The organism is Erythrobacter sp. AP23 (assembly GCF_001542855.1).
Lineage (GTDB): Bacteria > Pseudomonadota > Alphaproteobacteria > Sphingomonadales > Sphingomonadaceae > Qipengyuania.
Window position 1 is genome coordinate 44,416 of sequence record NZ_LNBY01000015.1, and the last position, 17,414, is coordinate 61,829.

17 protein-coding genes and 2 tRNA genes are annotated in these 17,414 nt (G+C 64.2%); 5 read left to right on the forward strand and 14 right to left on the reverse strand.

Annotated features, from left to right (window positions below):
- Positions 1 to 213: 213 nt before the first annotated feature.
- From ASS64_RS06940 to pepN, 9 genes are all read right to left on the reverse strand, one after another.
- Positions 214 to 287: transfer RNA gene (locus ASS64_RS06940), tRNA-Gly, on the reverse strand.
- A 46-nt stretch (positions 288 to 333) separates the two neighbouring features.
- Positions 334 to 948 carry an OmpA family protein gene (locus tag ASS64_RS06945; RefSeq protein WP_067691868.1) on the reverse strand — a complete coding sequence of 205 codons (615 nt, stop codon included), beginning with the start codon at positions 946 to 948 and terminating at the stop codon, positions 334 to 336.
- Between the two features lies 1 nt (position 949).
- Positions 950 to 2,803 carry a sodium:proton antiporter gene (locus ASS64_RS06950; RefSeq protein ID WP_067691871.1) on the reverse strand — a complete coding sequence of 618 codons (1,854 nt, stop codon included), beginning with the start codon at positions 2,801 to 2,803 and terminating at the stop codon, positions 950 to 952.
- A gap of 104 nt (positions 2,804 to 2,907) precedes the next feature.
- The gene (locus ASS64_RS06955; protein WP_067691874.1) at positions 2,908 to 3,438 is read right to left on the reverse strand and encodes an adenine phosphoribosyltransferase; all 531 of its coding nucleotides are present in this window, start codon (positions 3,436 to 3,438) and stop codon (positions 2,908 to 2,910) included.
- Between the two features lie 82 nt (positions 3,439 to 3,520).
- A complete protein-coding gene (locus tag ASS64_RS06960) occupies positions 3,521 to 4,372 on the reverse strand; it encodes a cytochrome c1 (RefSeq protein ID WP_067691877.1) in 852 nt (283 codons plus the stop codon).
- A gap of 18 nt (positions 4,373 to 4,390) precedes the next feature.
- Positions 4,391 to 5,686: a cytochrome b/b6 gene (locus ASS64_RS06965; protein ID WP_067691879.1), complete on the reverse strand. Its 1,296-nt coding sequence runs from the start codon at positions 5,684 to 5,686 to the stop codon at positions 4,391 to 4,393.
- 23 nt (positions 5,687 to 5,709) lie between these two features.
- Positions 5,710 to 6,282: a ubiquinol-cytochrome c reductase iron-sulfur subunit gene (petA, locus tag ASS64_RS06970; protein ID WP_067693027.1), complete on the reverse strand. Its 573-nt coding sequence runs from the start codon at positions 6,280 to 6,282 to the stop codon at positions 5,710 to 5,712.
- 243 nt (positions 6,283 to 6,525) lie between these two features.
- Complete coding sequence (pgeF, locus tag ASS64_RS06975) at positions 6,526 to 7,188, reverse strand: peptidoglycan editing factor PgeF (RefSeq protein ID WP_067691881.1); 663 nt, start codon at positions 7,186 to 7,188, stop codon at positions 6,526 to 6,528.
- Between the two features lie 7 nt (positions 7,189 to 7,195).
- Positions 7,196 to 9,847 carry an aminopeptidase N gene (gene pepN / locus ASS64_RS06980; protein ID WP_067691883.1) on the reverse strand — a complete coding sequence of 884 codons (2,652 nt, stop codon included), beginning with the start codon at positions 9,845 to 9,847 and terminating at the stop codon, positions 7,196 to 7,198.
- Between the two features lie 42 nt (positions 9,848 to 9,889).
- On the opposite strand from pepN, the gene ASS64_RS06985 reads away from it, so the two are divergent.
- On the forward strand, positions 9,890 to 10,675 hold the full coding sequence (locus tag ASS64_RS06985; RefSeq protein ID WP_067691886.1) for an NAD(P)-dependent oxidoreductase: 786 nt from the start codon (positions 9,890 to 9,892) through the stop codon (positions 10,673 to 10,675).
- Here the strand turns inward: ASS64_RS06985 and ASS64_RS06990 are convergent.
- Together ASS64_RS06990 and ASS64_RS06995 are read right to left on the reverse strand one after the other, a co-directional pair.
- A complete protein-coding gene (locus ASS64_RS06990) occupies positions 10,659 to 11,603 on the reverse strand; it encodes a DMT family transporter (protein ID WP_067691889.1) in 945 nt (314 codons plus the stop codon). The two genes, ASS64_RS06985 and ASS64_RS06990, sit on opposite strands and share 17 nt — an antisense overlap.
- Positions 11,600 to 12,595 carry a low specificity L-threonine aldolase gene (locus ASS64_RS06995; RefSeq protein WP_067691892.1) on the reverse strand — a complete coding sequence of 332 codons (996 nt, stop codon included), beginning with the start codon at positions 12,593 to 12,595 and terminating at the stop codon, positions 11,600 to 11,602. The genes ASS64_RS06990 and ASS64_RS06995 overlap by 4 nt, the downstream gene beginning before the upstream one ends.
- Before the next feature lie 55 nt (positions 12,596 to 12,650).
- Here ASS64_RS06995 and ASS64_RS07000 point away from each other — a divergent pair, with 55 nt between their 5' ends.
- A complete protein-coding gene (locus ASS64_RS07000) occupies positions 12,651 to 12,947 on the forward strand; it encodes a GNAT family N-acetyltransferase (protein WP_067693030.1) in 297 nt (98 codons plus the stop codon).
- Here the strand turns inward: ASS64_RS07000 and ASS64_RS07005 are convergent.
- Entirely contained in the window at positions 12,944 to 14,476 is a 1,533-nt protein-coding gene (locus ASS64_RS07005) for a PH domain-containing protein (protein WP_067691895.1), read from the reverse strand. The genes ASS64_RS07000 and ASS64_RS07005 overlap by 4 nt on opposite strands.
- A complete protein-coding gene (locus tag ASS64_RS07010; RefSeq protein WP_067691898.1) occupies positions 14,473 to 14,940 on the reverse strand; it encodes a PH domain-containing protein in 468 nt (155 codons plus the stop codon). Before ASS64_RS07010 ends, ASS64_RS07005 begins: the two co-directional genes overlap by 4 nt.
- An 89-nt stretch (positions 14,941 to 15,029) precedes the next feature.
- Here ASS64_RS07010 and ASS64_RS07015 point away from each other — a divergent pair, with 89 nt between their 5' ends.
- Entirely contained in the window at positions 15,030 to 15,926 is an 897-nt protein-coding gene (locus tag ASS64_RS07015; RefSeq protein ID WP_067691900.1) for an SDR family oxidoreductase, read from the forward strand.
- 302 nt (positions 15,927 to 16,228) lie between these two features.
- Here the strand turns inward: ASS64_RS07015 and ASS64_RS07020 are convergent.
- Positions 16,229 to 16,303: transfer RNA gene (locus ASS64_RS07020), tRNA-Thr, on the reverse strand.
- A gap of 132 nt (positions 16,304 to 16,435) precedes the next feature.
- Between ASS64_RS07020 and ASS64_RS17045 the strand changes: the two genes are divergently transcribed.
- Both ASS64_RS17045 and gpmA read left to right on the forward strand, forming a co-directional pair.
- Positions 16,436 to 16,558, forward strand: a complete 123-nt coding sequence (locus ASS64_RS17045; protein ID WP_255356021.1) for a hypothetical protein — start codon at positions 16,436 to 16,438, stop codon at positions 16,556 to 16,558.
- Between the two features lie 168 nt (positions 16,559 to 16,726).
- A complete protein-coding gene (gpmA, locus tag ASS64_RS07025) occupies positions 16,727 to 17,413 on the forward strand; it encodes a 2,3-diphosphoglycerate-dependent phosphoglycerate mutase (protein ID WP_067693033.1) in 687 nt (228 codons plus the stop codon).
- The last annotated feature ends 1 nt before the right edge of the window (position 17,414 follow it).

Here is a 17,414-nt window from a genome sequence, read left to right on the forward strand (position 1 = left end):
GTCCCCCGCATGGGGGACTGTCATCAAACTGCAACTTATCCTATTGCGGAGGACCGTCGCGAACGGTGCCGGTCGGCACCTGCCCTTCGGTTCGCAAGGGTCGGGTGCATGGCGCAGGCAGCGCCGTGGACCCGACTTCCCGAAAGCTCTCCAATGAATCACAAAAAACGCGGCGGCACAGCCGCGTGGAAGCATTCAGGCGCGCCGGAGGTCTGGAGCGGGTAAGGGGAATCGAACCCCTCTAGCCAGCTTGGAAGGCTGGAGCATTACCACTATGCTATACCCGCCCGGGAGTTGCGCCAATGCCATCGAAGGCGCCCGGGCGTCAACACGCTATTCGTCGGGTTCTTCATCTTCCTTCGAACCCCCTTCCGCGGACGAGGCCAAGCTTTCGGCAAGGGTCGGCTGTTCGGGCGGTGCCGGCCTCGCCTCACTGCGGACTTCGATCTCTACACGGCGGTTGGCGGCCCTGCCCTCCTCATTGGGCGATCCGTCGGGCAGGGCATTGGGCGCGACCGGATTCTGCTCGCCGAAAGCGATGACCCGGATGCGATTTTCGGCGACACCGTTCTCGACGAGCCAGTCGCGAACCGCCTCCGCGCGCGCCTGCGAGGCCCGCAAATTTCCCTGATCGCTGCCACCGCTGTCGGTATGACCGCGCAGGATTATGGCCCCGGCCTCCTCGATCTGCGGAGAGGCCAGGACCGTCGCCAGTTCGGCCAGCGCCTCTTCGGTAAGCTCGGTGCCCTCGGGAAAGAGAATCCGCGTTTCAAGTGTGCCGAGCTCCGTCAGTTCCTCGATCGGCTCGACCTGGAATTCGGGGCGGAAAATCGACCGTGTTTCTCCGGGCGCGTCCTCCGCCGGTGTCGGACCGCGGGTGTCTTCGCACGCGCCCAGCAAGAGCGTGGTGCCAGCGAGCGCGAGAGTGAAAATTGTGCGTTGCGTCATGTCATGCCCCCTGTTCCGAGGTCTTATTGCGCTTGCGATCGCGCTTGGCCGCCGCGTCCTGCGCGGTGCGTTCCTGTGGCGGGGCGAAGCTGACGACGATATCTCCCGCCCTCGGTTCGGGCCGGGCCGCATGCGTGAAGAAGCGAAGCGTGCCGTTTTCGCGCACGAGCAGCAACATCGATGCCGCATCCGGAAGCCGCTCTTGCGCTGCTTCGAAGTCGAATTCCTCCGACAGCTTGGTCTTGCGGAATACCCAGCCGCGCGCGAGCCGCTCGTTCACGTCTTCCACGCCGAAGCCCGAATCGAACAGTGCACGGCCGCGGATGCTGCTGGGCAGCGCGTGTCGATCGTCGTCGTCGACCGCATCGCCCAGCTGGAAGACCGTGTCACGCCCGATTTCATAGGCGAATTCATTGCAGACTAGTGCGTTATAGGCCTCGTTTTCGGTCGCGGCGACGAGGACGGAATAGGGCGTCAGATCGAGATTGTGTTCGGTCGCTTCGTTGAGGATCTCGCCATGATAGAAGGGCAGTCCCTTCTGGCGCGCGAGCGCGAGCCGCTGCCAGCTCGAATCCACCACCATGACCGGCGACTTGAGTTCTTTCATCATCAGCGCGAGCGAGATCGTCCAGGGGGTGCTGCCGACGATGAGCACGCCGGGGCGGTTGCTGCCTTTGAGATTCAGCAAACGCGCGACGAGATCGATCGTGAAACCGTGCGCGACTATCGTGACGACGACCACGGCGAAACTCAGCCCGATCAGGGCCGTGCCGTCATAGCCGATATCCTCGAGCCGCAGCGCGAACAGGCCCGAAATCGCCACCAGCACGATCCCGCGCGGCGCGATCCATGCGAGGAACAGGCGTTCGTTCCACGGCACCGAACTCCCGAGGAGGCTGAGAAGGATCGTCGCTGGTCGCACGAGGAAGAGCAGCGCGAGCAGGAACAGGCCGAAATTCCAGTTGAGATAAGCGAGTTCCTCGAATTCGAGGCTGGCCGACAGCAGAATAAAGATGCCGGCGATGAGCAAAACCGCAATGTTCTGCTTGAAGGGGTGGATGCTCCTGAGCGAGGTGATGTTCATATTGGCCAGCGCCACGCCCATGACGGTGACGGCCACCAGTCCGGCCTCGTGCTCGATCTGGTTCGACAGCACGAAGACGACGATCACCGAGGTCAGCAGCACCGGGACCTTGAGATATTCGGGAATGGCGCCGCGCGGAAAGGCCCATGCGATCGCGGCAGCCGCGACATAGCCGATCAGGCCGGCGACAATGGCGGCGATGACCAGCGGCGGAACCACTTCGATCAAGCCCGAACCCGGTGCTTCGGCCACTTTGCGGAAGTATTCGTAGGAAACGACCGCGAACAGCGCACCGATCGGGTCGTTGACGATCGCTTCCCACTTCAGGATCGCGGCCGGACGCGTCTTGACGGATGACTGGCGCAACAGCGGCATGACGACGGTAGGACCCGTCACCACCAGGATGCCTGCGAACAGGATCGCCACGGGCCATTCGAGCCCGCCGATCGAATGCGCCGCAAAGGCACCCAGCACCCAGGCGATGGGCCCGCCGAGCAAGACGAGCCGCCACACTCCGTCGCCCGCATGCCGCAATTCGCGAAAGTCGAGGCTAAGACCGCCTTCGAAAAGGATCAGCGCCACGCCGATGGCAATCATCGGATCGAGCAATTCGCCGAAGGCGTGTTCGGGATCGAACAGGCCGAGTACGGGTCCGGCAAGGAAACCCGCGGCCAGCATCAGCACGATGGCCGGCCAGCCCGTTCGCCAGGCCAGCCACTGGGCGCCGATGCCCAGCATGCCGACCATCGCGATGACTAGTGTCTGTTCCATGCCCCTCTCTGGCTGCGCGATCGCTCGCAAGTCAGCGCGCCACCCCGGACGCGACTCCTATAAATGCCCGAGACTGCGAATATATCCAGCCCCGGGGGGTGCCGTCACTCGCCCTCGAACGCCATCAGCGCCCGAACCTCGACCGATTGCCCGGCCAGTTTCTCGTTGCCGCCGAGATCGGGCAGGTCGATTGCGAAGGCCGCACGGTCTACCCTGGCGCCCGCTTTGCGGAGCAACTTGGTCGCAGCCAGGGCCGTGCCGCCCGTGGCGAGCAGGTCGTCCACGATGGCGACCTTCTGGCCGTCGGAAACCGCTGCCGGGTCCATCTCCAGCCGGTCGAGACCGTATTCCAGTTCGTAATCGACCCCGATGACCGTGCAGGGCAATTTGCCCTCCTTGCGGATCGGCAGAAAGGGAAGGCAGAGCCGAGCCGCCACTGCCGCGCCGAAGATGAAACCGCGCGCTTCCATTCCGGCAATCGCGTCGGCGCCCTCGACTTCGCCGGCCAGCCACTCGACCGAGGCGGCGAATCCCCGGCCGTGGCCGAGCAGCGTGGTGATATCGCGAAACTGGATACCCGTCTTGGGAAAGTCGGGAATCGTCCTGACCAGCGCCTTGAGCTCCTCGGGCGTCATCGTCACTCCCCCTTCCGAATCGAAACGCCCCTTGCATCGCGGGGGATGCAAGGGGCGCGTATCATCTAATCACGAGACCGGTTCAGTCTTTCTTGCGTTTCGCCGCAGCCCAGATCTGCTTCTTGGACAGATAGGCAAGGACAGTCGCGAACAGCACGAATATCAGGACCGGCCAGCCCGTCTGCTTGCGCTCGATCATGGTCGGTTCGGCAGTCCAGGCCAGGAAGGCAGCTACGTCGATCGACATCTGTTCGATCGTGGCTTCGGTCCCGTCGTCATAGGTAACCTGACCGTCGATCGAAATCGGGGGGGCCATGGCGAGGTTGAGGTTGGGGAAATACGGGTTGTGATAAAGGCCCGGTCCCGGTGCTGCTTCCGGATGCTCTGCGAGCAATTCGGCCGACGGCTCCTGGTAACCTGCCAGCAGCGAGGCGACGTAGTTCACGCCATCGCCGCGCGCCTTGGTCATCAGAGAAAGATCCGGCGGAATGGCGTTGTTGTTCGCCGCTGCGGCCGCGACATTGTTGGGATAGGGCGACGGGAAGTAATCGGTCGGGAGGCCCGGGCGCGTTGTCGCTTCGCCCGTGTTCGGATCGATACCCGGAACCTGCTTCGACGCGGCGAAGGCTTTCACCTGGCCTTCGTCATAGCCGATCTGCTCGAGATTTCGGAACGCGACGTATTTCAGGCTGTGGCAGGCCGCGCAGACTTCGTCGTAGACCTTGAAGCCGCGCTGCAGCTGCTGGATGTCCCACTTGCCGAACGGGCCTTCGAAGGAAAACTCGAAGTCACGCGGCTTTTCGTAGGGCAGATGCCCGGCCGGTTCCTCGGTCGCGGCGGCATAGGCGCCGATGACAAAGGAATAGAGCGCGATAAGGGCGAAGCCGAGGCCGATCAGGATGGCGACAAGGCGAACGCTGAGAAGTTTGGTCATTTTCTGTCTCGTTCTCGCTTAGACGGCCGGCTTTACGTTTTCGCCGAGCACCGCCTGCTTGTCTTCGCCAAGCACGGCTTCGGTAATCGAATAGGGTAGCGGTTCGGGCTTCTCCACCTGGCCGACGATCGGCAGGATCACCAGGAAGTGAAGGAAGTAGTAGGCCGTCGCGATCTGGCTGAGCATCACATAGGGCTCTTCCGCCGGCGCGCCGCCGCAGATGAACAGAACGATCATCGCCGGGATCAGGCCGAACCAGAAGAACTTGCGGAACAGCGGGCGGTAATGGCCGCTGCGCACGGGCGACTTGTCGAGCCAGGGCAGGAAGAACCAGATCAGGATGGAGCCGAACATCGCGATCACGCCGAGCAGCTTGGCAGGGATGAACAGGAAGTCGACGGTAAAGGCGCGCAGGATCGCGTAGAACGGCCAGAAATACCATTCCGGAACGATGTGCGCCGGGGTCGAAAGCGGGTTCGCTTCGATATAATTGTCCGGGTGCCCCAGCGCGTTGGGCAGGAAGAACACCATGGCGAAGAAGAACAGCAGCGCGATGCCGAGGCCGAAGCCGTCCTTCGCCGTGTAATAGGGGTGGAAGGGCAGCGTATCGCTTTCCTGCTTCACTTCGACACCGGTCGGGTTCGAGGACCCCGGAATGTGCAGCGCCCAGATGTGCAGGATCACGACGCCCGCAATCACGAAGGGCAGCAGGAAGTGCAGGCTGAAGAAGCGGTTCAGCGCAGCGTTGTCGGGAGCGAAGCCGCCGAGCAGCCAGATCTGGATCGGCTCACCCACGAGCGGAATCGCACCGAACAGGCCGGTGATGACCTTGGCACCCCAGAAGCTCATCTGCCCCCAGGGCAGGACGTAACCCATGAAGGCGGTGGCCATCATGAGCAGGAAGATAACGACGCCCAATAGCCAGATCATCTCGCGCGGGGCCTTGTACGAGCTGTAGAAGAGGCCGCGGAAGATGTGCAGATAGACGACGATGAAGAAGAAGCTCGCGCCGTTGGCGTGAGCGTAGCGCATCAGCCAGCCCCAGTTTACGTTGCGCATGATGTGCTCGGTCGTAGCGAACGCGACCTGGGCGTTGGCCGCGTAATGCATCGCCAGCACGACGCCGGTAATGATCTGCAACACCAGGAAGAATCCGGCGAGAACGCCGAAATTCCAGAAGTAGGACAGGTTGCGCGGCACCGGATAGCCGGCACCGATGGCGTTGTAGACGAGGCGCGGCAGCGGCAGTTTCTCGTCGAGGAACTTCATGACCGGAGTGGTCGGGGTGTATTCCTTGGCCCAGGGAAAGCTCATCGTATCGTCTCTTCTCTCTAAGCTCAGCCGACGCGGATGACGGTGTCCGAGGTGAACTCGTATTCCGGCACTTCGAGATTGGTCGGCGCCGGGCCCTTGATGATGCGTCCGGCGGTGTCGTAATGCGAGCCGTGGCAGGGGCAGAAATAGCCGCCGAATTCGCCCTTTACCTCGCCTTCGGCAGCGCCCAGCGGCACGCAACCGAGATGGGTGCAGACGCCCATGGTAACGAGCATGTCCTCGCGGCCTTCCTTGGTTCGGTCGGCGAGCGTTTCGGGATCGCGCAGCGTGCTGACCGGGCGTGCATTGGCGGCAGCGATCTCTTCGGCCGTCAGGCGGCGGATGAACAGCGGCTGCTTGCGGAACACGGCCTTGATCGCCTGTCCGGGCTCGACCGCCGAGACGTCGACTTCGGTCGTGCTGGCGGCAAGCACGTCTGCCGATGGAGCCATCTGGCTGACCAGCGGATAGAGAACCGCGAGGCCGCCGATACCGGCGGCGCTGACTGCAGCGATGTCGAGGAAGTCGCGGCGGCGGATACCGTCGTCGGTCTCGCCTGCCGTTTCGGGTGTTGCGGTTGCAGCGGTCTCTGCCATCAGCGCTTTGCCTTGCCTGCCTTGTACCTGCGCCTCAACCCGCAAGGGCATATCGGCACGATGAGCCAAATCATGGCCGGACATTCTGGAAAGCCGATGCGCGCGTTCGACGAAAGCTGCACGAAAGCCCCCGGTGTGCCCGGTTTGGAGGCGCCTCTAGCGGCTATGCGACAGGTTGCCAACCGCCATTTTGGCAAGCCTTGTGCACTCCGATGCAATCAGCACGCGGTCGAGGCGCCCGGATCAGGCCGCAAGTCCGATCAGGCTCGACTGACGTCCCGTCGTATTCTCACCGCGATGGGTCGCCCGCCGATAGGAGAAGAAGCGGTCGGGCCGCGTATATGTATCTTCTTCAAGATCCTGGACCTGCTCGACCCCTGCGTCGCGCAGGCGTTGCGCAACATAGGCTGGCAGGTCGAACTGGTAATGACCTTCGCGCCCGGGCGCGAAGAAATGCGCGTCCTCGACGTCGAACTGCTTGCGAAAGAGCTCATCGACCTCGTAGCTCGCCTGCGCGATCGTCGGCCCGATCGCTGCGCGGATACGCTCGGGCCGTGCACCGAGCGAAATCATCGCCGCGACCGTATTCTCGAGTATGCCGGCATGCGCTCCACGCCACCCTGCATGCGCTGAACCGATCACCGCAGCGATCGGATCGGCAAGCAGGACCGGAGCGCAATCGGCGGTGACTATCGTCAGCACAACGCCGCGCCGGTCGGTGACCAGAGCATCGCCCTCGGGCGGGTCCTGCCATGGCCCCGTCGCGATGAGCGCTTTGTTCGAATGCACCTGTTTCAACCGCACGCGGGGCGCGCCGGGCAGGATATCCCCGCCCTCGCGCCCCGCCGCGGTCGAGAAACCATGCGGCACGCCATCCAGCACGTCCGCCTGAAGGGAAGCCTCCATCGCGACCTTACCCGAGCGAGCGCGTGACCTGTTCGAAGGTATCGCGCGAGAGTTTGGGGGCCTGGGCAATGCGTTCGAGCGCTTCGCGCATCAGCTTGGCGCGCCCTTCCTCGATCCGCCGCCAGCGACCCAGTGGCGGAACGAAGCGCGCGGCGGTTTGGGCATTGATCGGATCGAGCTCGAGGATCAGATCGGCAATCATCCGGTAGCCCTCGCCATCGGCCGCATGGAACGCGGCCGGATTGGCCGCAAAGGCCATGTAGAGCGAGCGCACGCGGTTGGGGTTTTTGAGCGTGAAATCGGGATGGTCGCGCAGCGCCTTCACATGCTCGATCGCCTGTGGATGGAGCGAGCTGGCCTGCAGCGCGAACCACTTGTCGATCACCAGAGCATTGCCCTGATAGCGATTGTAGAAATCGATCAGCTTGCCGGTGCGCTCGGCGCTGTCGAGGCCCGCGAGCACCATCAGCGCGCCCTGCCGGTCGGTCATATTGTCCGCGCGTTCATACTGGTGCGCGGCAAGCTCGGCCGCCTTGGCCGGATCGCCGGCGGCGGCGTAGGCGAGCACCAGCGTCTTGACCTTGCGGGCACCCTTCGCCTCGGCATCGAGAGAGAAGGGCACCTTCTCCGCCCGGTCGTATAGCGCGTGAAACTGTTCCGAGAGGCGCTTGCCCAGATCGGCCTTCAACGCCTCGCGTTCCGCATGGATCAGGCCCGGATCGGCAACCAGCATCCGCTCTGCGATATAGGTCTGGCCCGGCATGGCCATGAGTTCGCCGCGCATCAGATCGTCGAGCTGGTCGTCCTCGATCACGGATTGCATCGCCTGCGCGATATCGGAACGCGCGGCCTGGCGATCATTGTCGCCGAGATCGCCCGAGACGGCGGCCACCAGATGCCCGGTCATCAGCTCCTGCATGGCCTCGTAGCGGGCGAAGGGATCGTCGTCCTTCGCCGCGAGGAACACGAGCTCCTCGCGCGAGACCTCGCGATCGATCGAGACCGGCGCGGAGAAGGTTCGATTGATCGAAAGGGCAGGCTTGTCGGCAAAGCCATCGAAAGTGAATTCGGCGGTGTCCTTGTCCAATACGACCAATCGTTCGCCGGAGTGCGTGCCGCTTTTGCGGTCGATCAGCGCGAGCTTGAGCGGGATCGGCATGGGCGCCTTGTCCGGCTGGCCGGGTGTAGGGGGGACGGTCTGCGTAAGTGCGAGCCTGGCGGTGTCGCCTTCGTGATCGAGTTCCACGGCCACCTTCGGCGTTCCGGCCTGCGAATACCAGCGCCGGAATTGGGCAAGGTCGAGGCCCGCACCGTCTTCGATCGCCTTGACGAAATCCTCGCAGGTCGCCGCCTCGCCGTCATGGCGTTCGAAATAGAGATCGGTGCCCTTCCGGAAGGCCTCCTCACCCGCCATGGTGCGCATCATGCGGATCACTTCGGCGCCCTTGTTGTAGACGGTCGCAGTATAGAAATTGCTGATCTCGCGATAGGAATCGGGGCGGATCGGATGCGCCAGCGGACCCGAATCCTCGGGGAACTGAATACCGCGAAGCACGCGCACGTCCTCGATCCGCTTGACCGGCTCGCTGCCCATGTCGGCGCTGAACAGCTGGTCGCGCAGCACGGTGAAGCCTTCCTTGAGGCTCAGCTGGAACCAGTCGCGGCAGGTGATGCGATTGCCCGACCAGTTGTGGAAATACTCGTGCCCGATAACGCCTTCCACACCGTCGTAATCGCCATCGGTGGCGGTTTCGGGGTCGGCGAGCACATACTTCGTGTTGAAGACGTTGAGTCCCTTGTTCTCCATCGCGCCCATGTTGAAATCGCTGACGGCGACGATGTTGAACAGGTCGAGATCGTATTCGCGGCCGAAAACCTCCTCGTCCCACTTCATCGAGCGTTTGAGGCTTTCCATGGCGTGTTCGGTGCGGTCGAGGTCGCCCTCGCGCACCCAGACGTTGAGTTCGACCTCGCGCCCGCCCATGGTGGTAAAGCTGTCGCTGCGTGCGACCAGGTCGCCCGCCACCAGCGCGAAGAGGTAAGACGGCTTGGGCCAGGGATCGTGCCATTCGGCCCAATGCGTATCGCCGTCCCCGCCCTCGCCGGTCTTGTTACCATTGCACAGCAGCACCGGAAACTGCGCCCTGGGACCGCTCATCCGCACGGTATAGGTGCTCAGCACATCCGGCCGGTCGGGGAAGAAGGTGATCCGGCGGAAGCCCTCGGCCTCGCACTGCGTGCACAGCATGCCGCCCGACGCATAGAGGCCCATGAGCTGCGAGTTGGCGCTCGGGTCGATTTCGGTCTCGATGCCGATCTCGTGCGCCTCGCCCGGCAGTGTCAGCACCAGATCGTCACCGTCCATGACCCAGCTCTGCGACGGCTCGCCATCGACCGTGACCACGATCGCCGCGATCCCGTCACCGTTGAGACGGATCGTCGGCGAGGGCTCGGCCTTGGCATTGCGCGCAACCGTCAGTGTCGAGCGCACGCGCGTGCAATCGATCCCGAGTTCGAAGTCGAGCCTTGTTTCCGACACGATCCAGGGAAAGGGCTTATAATCCTCGCGCCTGATTTCGGGCGGATCCTTGGGCTGCATTGCTGCATCGGCCATTTCCGGGTTGCCGTCGGGATTGGAAGGCGTGCGCGCGATATCCATGGTTTTCCTGTCAATTGCGGGATCACCGGCTAATACGCTCCGATGGCCCGATTGTTCATCTTCGGTCTCGGCTACACGGCGGGGCGTTTTGCGCAAGAGATGCGTGATCGCGGCTGGCATGTGGATGCGACTGGTAGCGCGGGCAATCTCGACTTTTCCGACGCGGGCGCGGTGGGCGCAGCACTGGTCGACGCGAGCCACGTGCTAAGCTCGGTCCCGCCATCGGACGGCAGCGATGCGGTATTGGATGAATACGGCGACGCGCTTGGCCACAAATGGCTCGGCTACCTCTCTTCCACCGGTGTCTATGGCGACGCGCAAGGCGCGTGGGTCGACGAATCATCGCCCATTGGAGGCGGCAGGCGCACGGCCCGAGCGCAGTGCGATGCGCGCTGGCTCGACGTGGGCGCGCGCGTGTTCCGCCTGCCCGGCATATACGGCCCGGGTCGCAGCGCGCTGGAGCGGGTCGAGGCGGACAAGGCGCACCGGATCGATCTGCCGGGGCAGGTCTTCAGCCGCGTGCATGTCGATGATATCGTCGCGGGCGTCGTGGCAGCGATCGAGACCGATGCGCCGCAGGGGCCCTACAATCTATCCGACGATCTCCCGACCAGCCAGAACGCCGTGATCGAGGAGGCCTGCCGCCTGCTCGGCATCGCGCCGCCGCCGCTGCAGTCCATCGAGGAAGCCAACCTTTCGCCGATGGCGCGCGGTTTCTATGCGGAGAACCGCCGCGTCGCGAACGGCAAGGCAAAGCGCGTCCTCGGCTGGGCGCCGAGCTTTCCCACATATCGCGAAGGGCTCGCCGCGCTTAAGGCTCGGGCGTAGCGCGCCGTGGCGGGGCACTTGCGCGGCCGCGCATGGCAACGACCATGCCGACCAGCGTGATGACCGCACCCGAAGCGGGCAGCGGCCCCCATTCGAAGCCTTCGAACAGGGTCGAGAGCACCATTGCCACGATCGGCACGATGACCGAGCTATAGGCTGCCTGCCCCGCCCCCACCTTGCGTACGAGGCCGTAATAGAGCGGAAAGGTGATGACCGAACCGGCGAGCCCCAGATAGAGGATACCAAGCGTATAGGATGGCCGGGGATCGAATTGCGGGGGTCCGTCTATCGCCAGGGCATAGCCGGTATTGATCGCCACACCCACGGTCATCGACCAGGCCAGCAGCGCCAGGAAAGGCTGCTTCTTCGCGCCGTCCATCGCCTGCGTGATATTGGCCGCGCTGGCCGACAGTATGCCGCCGACGGTCAGCGCCGCACCGAGCAGGACGTCCTCTAAAGTCGCGGGCGAGGAACGCCATTCATGCGCGAAAAGCAAAGCGACGCCGAGCGCCGCGATCGCAGAGCCGAGCACGAAGGCGCCGGTGATCGGCTGGCCAAGGAAAATCCGCCCAAAGATTGCATTGGGCACGACGAGCAGTGCGAACATCACCGCGACCAGACCCGAGGTAATGTAACCTTCGGCATTGTAGACGAAGCCGAAATTGAGCGTGAATTGGAACAGGCCGAGCAGCACCGCCCAGCGCAATCCGCCCCGCCCCAGATGCAGCGGCTCCCGGCGCAGCACGGCGAGCGCGAACATGCCAAGCGCGGCGACCATGAAGCGATAGGAAATCGACCAGCTTGCCGGGACGCTGGCGATCTGGTCCCGGATCACCAGCCAGGTCCCGCCCCAGATCAGGCTGACAAGCAGAAAGGCGGCGAAATTGCGCGGTGTGAACAGACTTTCCGCCTCGGCCGGCACCTTCATAAGTCGGCAATCGCCTTCGCAAGGGCTGCCGCATCCTCGTCACGCGTGTTCCACGCAGTGACGAAACGTGCGGCATCCTCGCCCCAGTCATAGAAGCCGAAGCCCTGGGACCGCAGCGTCTCGCGCTCCGAATTGGTGCAGTGCACGAACAATTCGTTGGCCTCGACCGGATGCATCAACCGTCCATTGCACGCCCCGGCGATTTGCTGCGCGGCGGCATTGGCGTGGCGGGCATTCTCGAGCCAGACATCGCCATCGAGCATCGCATGAAGCTGCGCGGCTAGAAAGCGACCCTTCGACTGGAGGTGCCCCGCCCGCTTGCGCCGGTAGCGCGCGACATCGGCCAGCTGCTCGTCGAACAACACGATCGCCTCGGCACTCATCGCGCCGTTCTTGATGAAGCCGAAGCTGAGCGCATCGACCGGTCCGGCCACCTCCGCCGGCGCACAGTCCAGAAACGCGGCCGCATTGGCGAACCGCGCGCCGTCCATGTGCAGGCCGAGCCCGCGCTCACGCGCCAGCTGGGCAATCACCGCCACTTCCGCAGGCCGGTAGCTGCGACCATATTCGCTCGCCTGCGTGATCGAGATTGCGTGCGGCTGGACCTGGTGAACGTCATCGCGGATCGGGTCGATCGCTGCGCGGATCGTCTCGGGCGCCAGCTTGGCACCCTCGCCCTTGGCCAGGATCAGCTTGGCGCCATGCAGGTAGAACCCCGGCGCGCCGCACTCGTCCATTTCGATATGCGCCTCTTCATGGCACACCACCGCACCATGCGGTTGGACCATGGTGGCCAGCGCAAGGCAGTTCGCCGCCGTGCCGGTTGCCGCCCACAGCACCGCGCAAGGTTTGTCGAAAACCTGCGAAAACCGTTCGTCGAGCGCGGCGCTGAGGGCATCCCCATCATAAGGCGAATCGGGCGAATCTGCTGCTTTCAGCGCATCCCATACGGCCGGGTGCACGGCGGCGGCATTGTCGGAAAGGAACTGCATCGGAACGCCCTTAACCGCCGGAGCATTGCTTGCACAGGAAGGAAAGCTGCAGCCGATGAAACCGGACCAGATCGAAATCGAACGCCGCAACCAGGGCGACCATGGCGCCTATCTCGCCAGGGACGGCGATGGCACAGAATTAGGCAAGCTGACCTGGACACTGCGCGATGGCGCGCGCGATGCCGAGCATACGATCGTACCGCCGCAAATGCGCGGTCGCGGAATCGCCGCGCGTCTCGTCGACGCTCTGATAGAGGATGCGCGCAGCGACGGGTTCACCATCATCCCGAGTTGTTCCTACGTGGCAGCGCAGTTCGATCGCCACCCCGATTGGGCGGATTTGCGCGGCTAGGCCACGCTTCCGGCGTCGTCGACGACAGCGGAAAAATCCTGCTCGGCCATGCTGGTGAGCACCGCATCGCGAATCCGCCGGGCCTCGGCCAGCGGAAGGCCGCGGATGCGCAAGCGCCCTCCGGCCAGCCCAAACCGGAGATCGGCATAGCCGCGCAGTCGCGCGAGCGGATTGCGGACGATTTCGACCGACTGCAGCTTGTGGCGCGAGGCGATCGAGAGGTCCGGCGCAAACCAACCCCGCCGCGTGTAAAGCTGCCGCTCGCCGAGCGCATGCCAGCCCCAGCGCCAGGCCAGAAACTCGTGCGACCCCATCCAGGTGCCGCCGATCAGCACCGGCAACAGCGCCAGAAATCCGCGGCCAAAGGCAAGGGCCACCGCCGAAATCGCGAGCATGAAGACAAATCCGATCAGGAAGTCGTCGATCCGGTAGGCGGGCATGGCGCGGCGCCATTCGACAGTGTCTTCGGGGAGCGCAAAGCCGGTTTCGGCGACAACCGGTGCAATCTCCTCCATCTGCGCGAACGGCACCGCTTCGTGGTTGGCCGATCCGCTGTCGCCGGCAAGGCTCACCACCTTGAGCGCATGCCAGCCGAACAGGCGCCGGACGAGGCCGGTCCTGACGCGCAGAGCCTGAACCCGATGCACCGGCATGACGAGATCGGTCCGCGTGATCATCCCGCGCCTTCGCCGCAGCCCCTTGTCGGTCCGCTCGAGCCGGAAATTCCATTCGCGCAACGCGGTGCGCACGATGCCGGTGACAACGCCGACCAGCAGGAGCGAGCCGAGGGCGAATACGCCGCCGATAATCTGCGCGAGGAAGCCCATGCCCGCCAGCCATTGCTCCGGACCCGCCAGCTGCTCGCGCCACGCGTTCCAGTCCCACAGCTCGAAGGGCAGGAGGAAATCGAACTGGCTGACGAAGCCGGCCACGACCGCCACGACCGCGAGCGAGAATTCGAACAGGCCGAAGGTGACGACGCGCCGTGGCGACATGGCAAAGAGCAGCCGGCTGCTGTCCGTCGGTACGGGCGTGTCCGGATCCGACGGCTGCAGCGTGGTCCCCTCGCGCCTGCTGCGGACCAGCTCGCGCAGGCGTTCGCCTTCGCTTTCGGGCAGATAGGCCAGCGTCAAGTCGTCGTCGCCTCCTGCGCCGGTTTCGAACTTGACCTCGACCAGGCCGAACAGGCGCGGCACCACCTTCTGTTCGAGGCTGACGTCCTGAATGCGCTCATAGGGAACCGAGCGGGCGGCGCGCGACAGCACACCGCTCTCGACCCGGATATCGGCTTCGCCCACCGCATAGGTCAGGCGGCTCCAGCGCAGATAGGCGAAGAGGATATTCGCCCCCACCACGGCGAGGACCAGCGGCAGGAAGAACACGATCAAATCGGCCAGATTGCCATCGTCGAGTATGGCGTATCCGCCGACCAGAATGGGCAGGACAAGCTGCGAAAGAAGCGAAACGGCACGCACCGCGAAGGTGCGTGGATCGGTACGGCGCGGCGTGTGGTCGGCGCTCTCGCTCACCGCGTATCGCGCCTGATCGCGGCGCGGATATCCTCGCGCATGGCGGTCGCGTCTTCATGCCTCAGCCCCGGCAAGGACACCGAGGCATTGTGCGTTCCTGCGGTATGCACGGTCAGGGTGGACAGTCCGAAGACCCGCTCGAGCGGCCCCTGGCCGACGTCGATATGCTGGACCCGGCCGAAGGGGACGACCGTATCGGCGCGGAAGAAAATTCCGCGTACGACCCGCAGCCGTTCCTCCGCCAGCGAAAAGCCGGTCGCATGGTACCGCCGCAGCGGCACACGGATCAGCGCATACGTGGTCAGCAGCAGCGCGGGAATCCACACCGCGCCGGTCCATCCCGGTATCGCCACCTCGGCAATCGTGGCCGCCGCGAGCAGGACGAGCGCGGCAATCGCCAACTGCAGGCGCAGCATCGATTTGTATGCGGGGTCGAGCGGATTGAGGTCTTCGGCATCGTCCATAGCGTCGTAGCTAGGCAATACAGCCCGGTGATTCAATCTGGTATCGCGCCCTTCCTGCGCTATGCCGGAAGCCGAGAAAGGGGAGAGCGATGGATATTTCGAAACTGATGTTTCGCGACGGGCTGATGGAAGGCGAGCGGATCCTGGTTACCGGCGGGGGCACGGGCCTGGGACGCGAGATGGCCGAAGCCTTCCTCAAACTTGGCGCCGAAGTGCATATCTGCGGGAGGCGGCAGGGCAAGCTCGACCAAGCCGCCGGGGAACTGGCCGACCGCCACGGCGGCACGATCGTGGGCCATGCCTGCGACATTCGCGATCCCGAAGCGATTCACGAAATGGTCGACGCGATCTGGAGGCACGGCCCGCTGACCGGCGTGGTCAACAATGCCGCAGGCAATTTCATCAGCCGCACCGAGGATCTGTCGGTCAATGGCTTCAATGCAATCAGCGACATCGTCTTTCGCGGCAGCTTTTACGTCACGCTCGATGTCGGAAAGCGGCTGATCGAGGAAGGCCGCAAGGCCAGTTTCCTTTCGATCCTCACCACCTGGATATGGAACGGCGGGCCTTTCGTGGTGCCCAGCGCGATGAGCAAGGCGGGCCTCAACGCGATGACGCAGAGCCTGGCGGTCGAATGGGGACGCTACGGCCTGCGCTTCAATGCCATCGCCCCGGGCCTGTTCCCCACCGACGGCATGAGCGCGCGCCTGTCGCCGGGAGGGCGCGGTGGCAATTCGCACGACGAGATGAATCCGATGGGCCGCCATGGTGAGATGCACGAACTGGCCAATCTCGCGGTGTTCCTGATGGGGCCGGGCGCGGATTGGGTGAACGGCCAGACGATCGCCATCGACGGCGGCGGCTTCCAGGCGCATGGCGGCAACTTCTACGCCGCGCTCAAGGACATGGGCGACGAGCAATGGGAAGCGATGCGCGCGATGATCAAGGGCACGAATGCCAAGGATAGGGCGGAGCGTTCGACCTAGGTCCCGGAGCGCATTCGTTTTTTGTTTGGCCTCAGGCGCCGGCGGCCGCGTCCGCGGCCTTAGGCTATCCTCGCTCATGCGACCTGGCGGTCGCGTCGCTGCGGGCGCGCAGTCGCGCTTGCCTCGCCTATCGGCTCGGGAATCATCGCCAAACGCAAGTGACCGCAAGAGCACCGTCTGCGACCAGCAGGCGGCAAGGCCAAGCGGCCGCCCCGCAGCGGGTGCAGCTTGCTGCACGCATAGCGAGGACGCGCCGACGGATGTCGGTGCGAAAAACAAGGAATCCATTTTTCTTCGAAAAATGGTGCTGCTGGGGAGGATTGAACTCCCGGCCTCACCCTTACCAAGGGTGCGCTCTACCACTGAGCTACAGCAGCACATGTCGCCGCGAGAAGGCTCGCGGGGTGGAGGCGGGCGCTATTGGCAGACATGGAGGATAAGTCAACCTCCGCTTGAGCCGCGCGGCAAAATTGGCGAAAGCTTGCGCCATGGGAAGCGAAAACGACAAAATGAGCCGCGCAGAACGCCTCGCTGCGAAACTTCGCGAGAACCTGCGCCGCCGCAAGGGCCAGGCACGCGAAATCCGCGAATCGGACGAGCAAGGCCTTTCCAAGGACGATGCAGGCGGCTAACGCGCCTTGCTCATTGTTTTTTCGCCAGCGCGAGGACCCGTGCCAGCCCACTCCCCCGCCCGGCCACCCATTCGAGGATAGTGCCGTGGGTGGCCGGGCGGGGGAGTGGGCCGGTGCAGCAAGGGACGGACGGAGGTCCGGACCGCACGCAACGAAAACGGAGTGCCAATGTCGAAACTTATCCTCGTCCGTCACGGCCAGAGCGAGTGGAACCTCGCGAACCGCTTCACCGGCTGGTGGGATGTCGACCTGACCGAGAAAGGCGTGGCCGAAGCGCGCGAGGCCGGCGAGCTGATGAAGGCCAAGGGCGTGCTGCCCACCGTGTCCTTCACCAGCGTCCAAAAGCGCGCGATCAAGACGCTCAACATCGCTCTCGAGGCCTGCGACCGGTTGTGGATACCGGTCACGCGCGACTGGCGCCTCAACGAGCGCCACTATGGCGGGCTGACCGGTCTCAACAAGCAGGAAACCCGCGACAGGCACGGCGACGAGCAGGTGCATATCTGGCGCCGCAGCTTCGACGTGCCGCCACCCGAGCTCGAACCGGGCAGTGAGTTCGACCTGTCCAGCGACCCGCGCTATGCCGGGGTCGACGTGCCGCGCACCGAAAGCCTCAAGCTCACGATCGAGCGCGTGCTGCCCTATTGGGAGGAAGCGATCCTCCCGCAGATGGGCAAGGGCGAAACGGTGATCATTTCCGCCCACGGCAATTCTCTGCGCGCGCTGGTCAAGCACCTCTCGAACATTTCGGACGACGAGATCACCGGCCTCGAAATCCCGACCGGCGAGCCCATCATCTACGAGTTCGACGGCACGCAGGTGTCGGGCGAGCGTTACTATCTGAAGGAAGCCTGAG

What these genes read in the sequence shown, in the direction of transcription:
- ASS64_RS17045 (WP_255356021.1), top strand. Translation starts at nt 16,436, where the DNA reads ATGAGCCGCGCAGAACGCCTCGCTGCGAAACTTCGCGAGAACCTGCGC.
- ASS64_RS06985 (WP_067691886.1), top strand. Translation starts at nt 9,890, where the DNA reads ATGGCCCGATTGTTCATCTTCGGTCTCGGCTACACGGCGGGGCGTTTT.
- gpmA (WP_067693033.1), top strand. Translation starts at nt 16,727, where the DNA reads ATGTCGAAACTTATCCTCGTCCGTCACGGCCAGAGCGAGTGGAACCTC.
- ASS64_RS06955 (WP_067691874.1), bottom strand. Translation starts at nt 3,438, where the DNA reads ATGACGCCCGAGGAGCTCAAGGCGCTGGTCAGGACGATTCCCGACTTT.
- ASS64_RS06960 (WP_067691877.1), bottom strand. Translation starts at nt 4,372, where the DNA reads ATGACCAAACTTCTCAGCGTTCGCCTTGTCGCCATCCTGATCGGCCTC.
- ASS64_RS06950 (WP_067691871.1), bottom strand. Translation starts at nt 2,803, where the DNA reads ATGGAACAGACACTAGTCATCGCGATGGTCGGCATGCTGGGCATCGGC.
- ASS64_RS07015 (WP_067691900.1), top strand. Translation starts at nt 15,030, where the DNA reads ATGGATATTTCGAAACTGATGTTTCGCGACGGGCTGATGGAAGGCGAG.
- ASS64_RS06995 (WP_067691892.1), bottom strand. Translation starts at nt 12,595, where the DNA reads ATGCAGTTCCTTTCCGACAATGCCGCCGCCGTGCACCCGGCCGTATGG.
- ASS64_RS07000 (WP_067693030.1), top strand. Translation starts at nt 12,651, where the DNA reads ATGAAACCGGACCAGATCGAAATCGAACGCCGCAACCAGGGCGACCAT.
- ASS64_RS06945 (WP_067691868.1), bottom strand. Translation starts at nt 948, where the DNA reads ATGACGCAACGCACAATTTTCACTCTCGCGCTCGCTGGCACCACGCTC.
- petA (WP_067693027.1), bottom strand. Translation starts at nt 6,282, where the DNA reads ATGGCAGAGACCGCTGCAACCGCAACACCCGAAACGGCAGGCGAGACC.
- pgeF (WP_067691881.1), bottom strand. Translation starts at nt 7,188, where the DNA reads ATGGAGGCTTCCCTTCAGGCGGACGTGCTGGATGGCGTGCCGCATGGT.
- ASS64_RS06965 (WP_067691879.1), bottom strand. Translation starts at nt 5,686, where the DNA reads ATGAGCTTTCCCTGGGCCAAGGAATACACCCCGACCACTCCGGTCATG.
- ASS64_RS06990 (WP_067691889.1), bottom strand. Translation starts at nt 11,603, where the DNA reads ATGAAGGTGCCGGCCGAGGCGGAAAGTCTGTTCACACCGCGCAATTTC.
- ASS64_RS07010 (WP_067691898.1), bottom strand. Translation starts at nt 14,940, where the DNA reads ATGGACGATGCCGAAGACCTCAATCCGCTCGACCCCGCATACAAATCG.
- pepN (WP_067691883.1), bottom strand. Translation starts at nt 9,847, where the DNA reads ATGGATATCGCGCGCACGCCTTCCAATCCCGACGGCAACCCGGAAATG.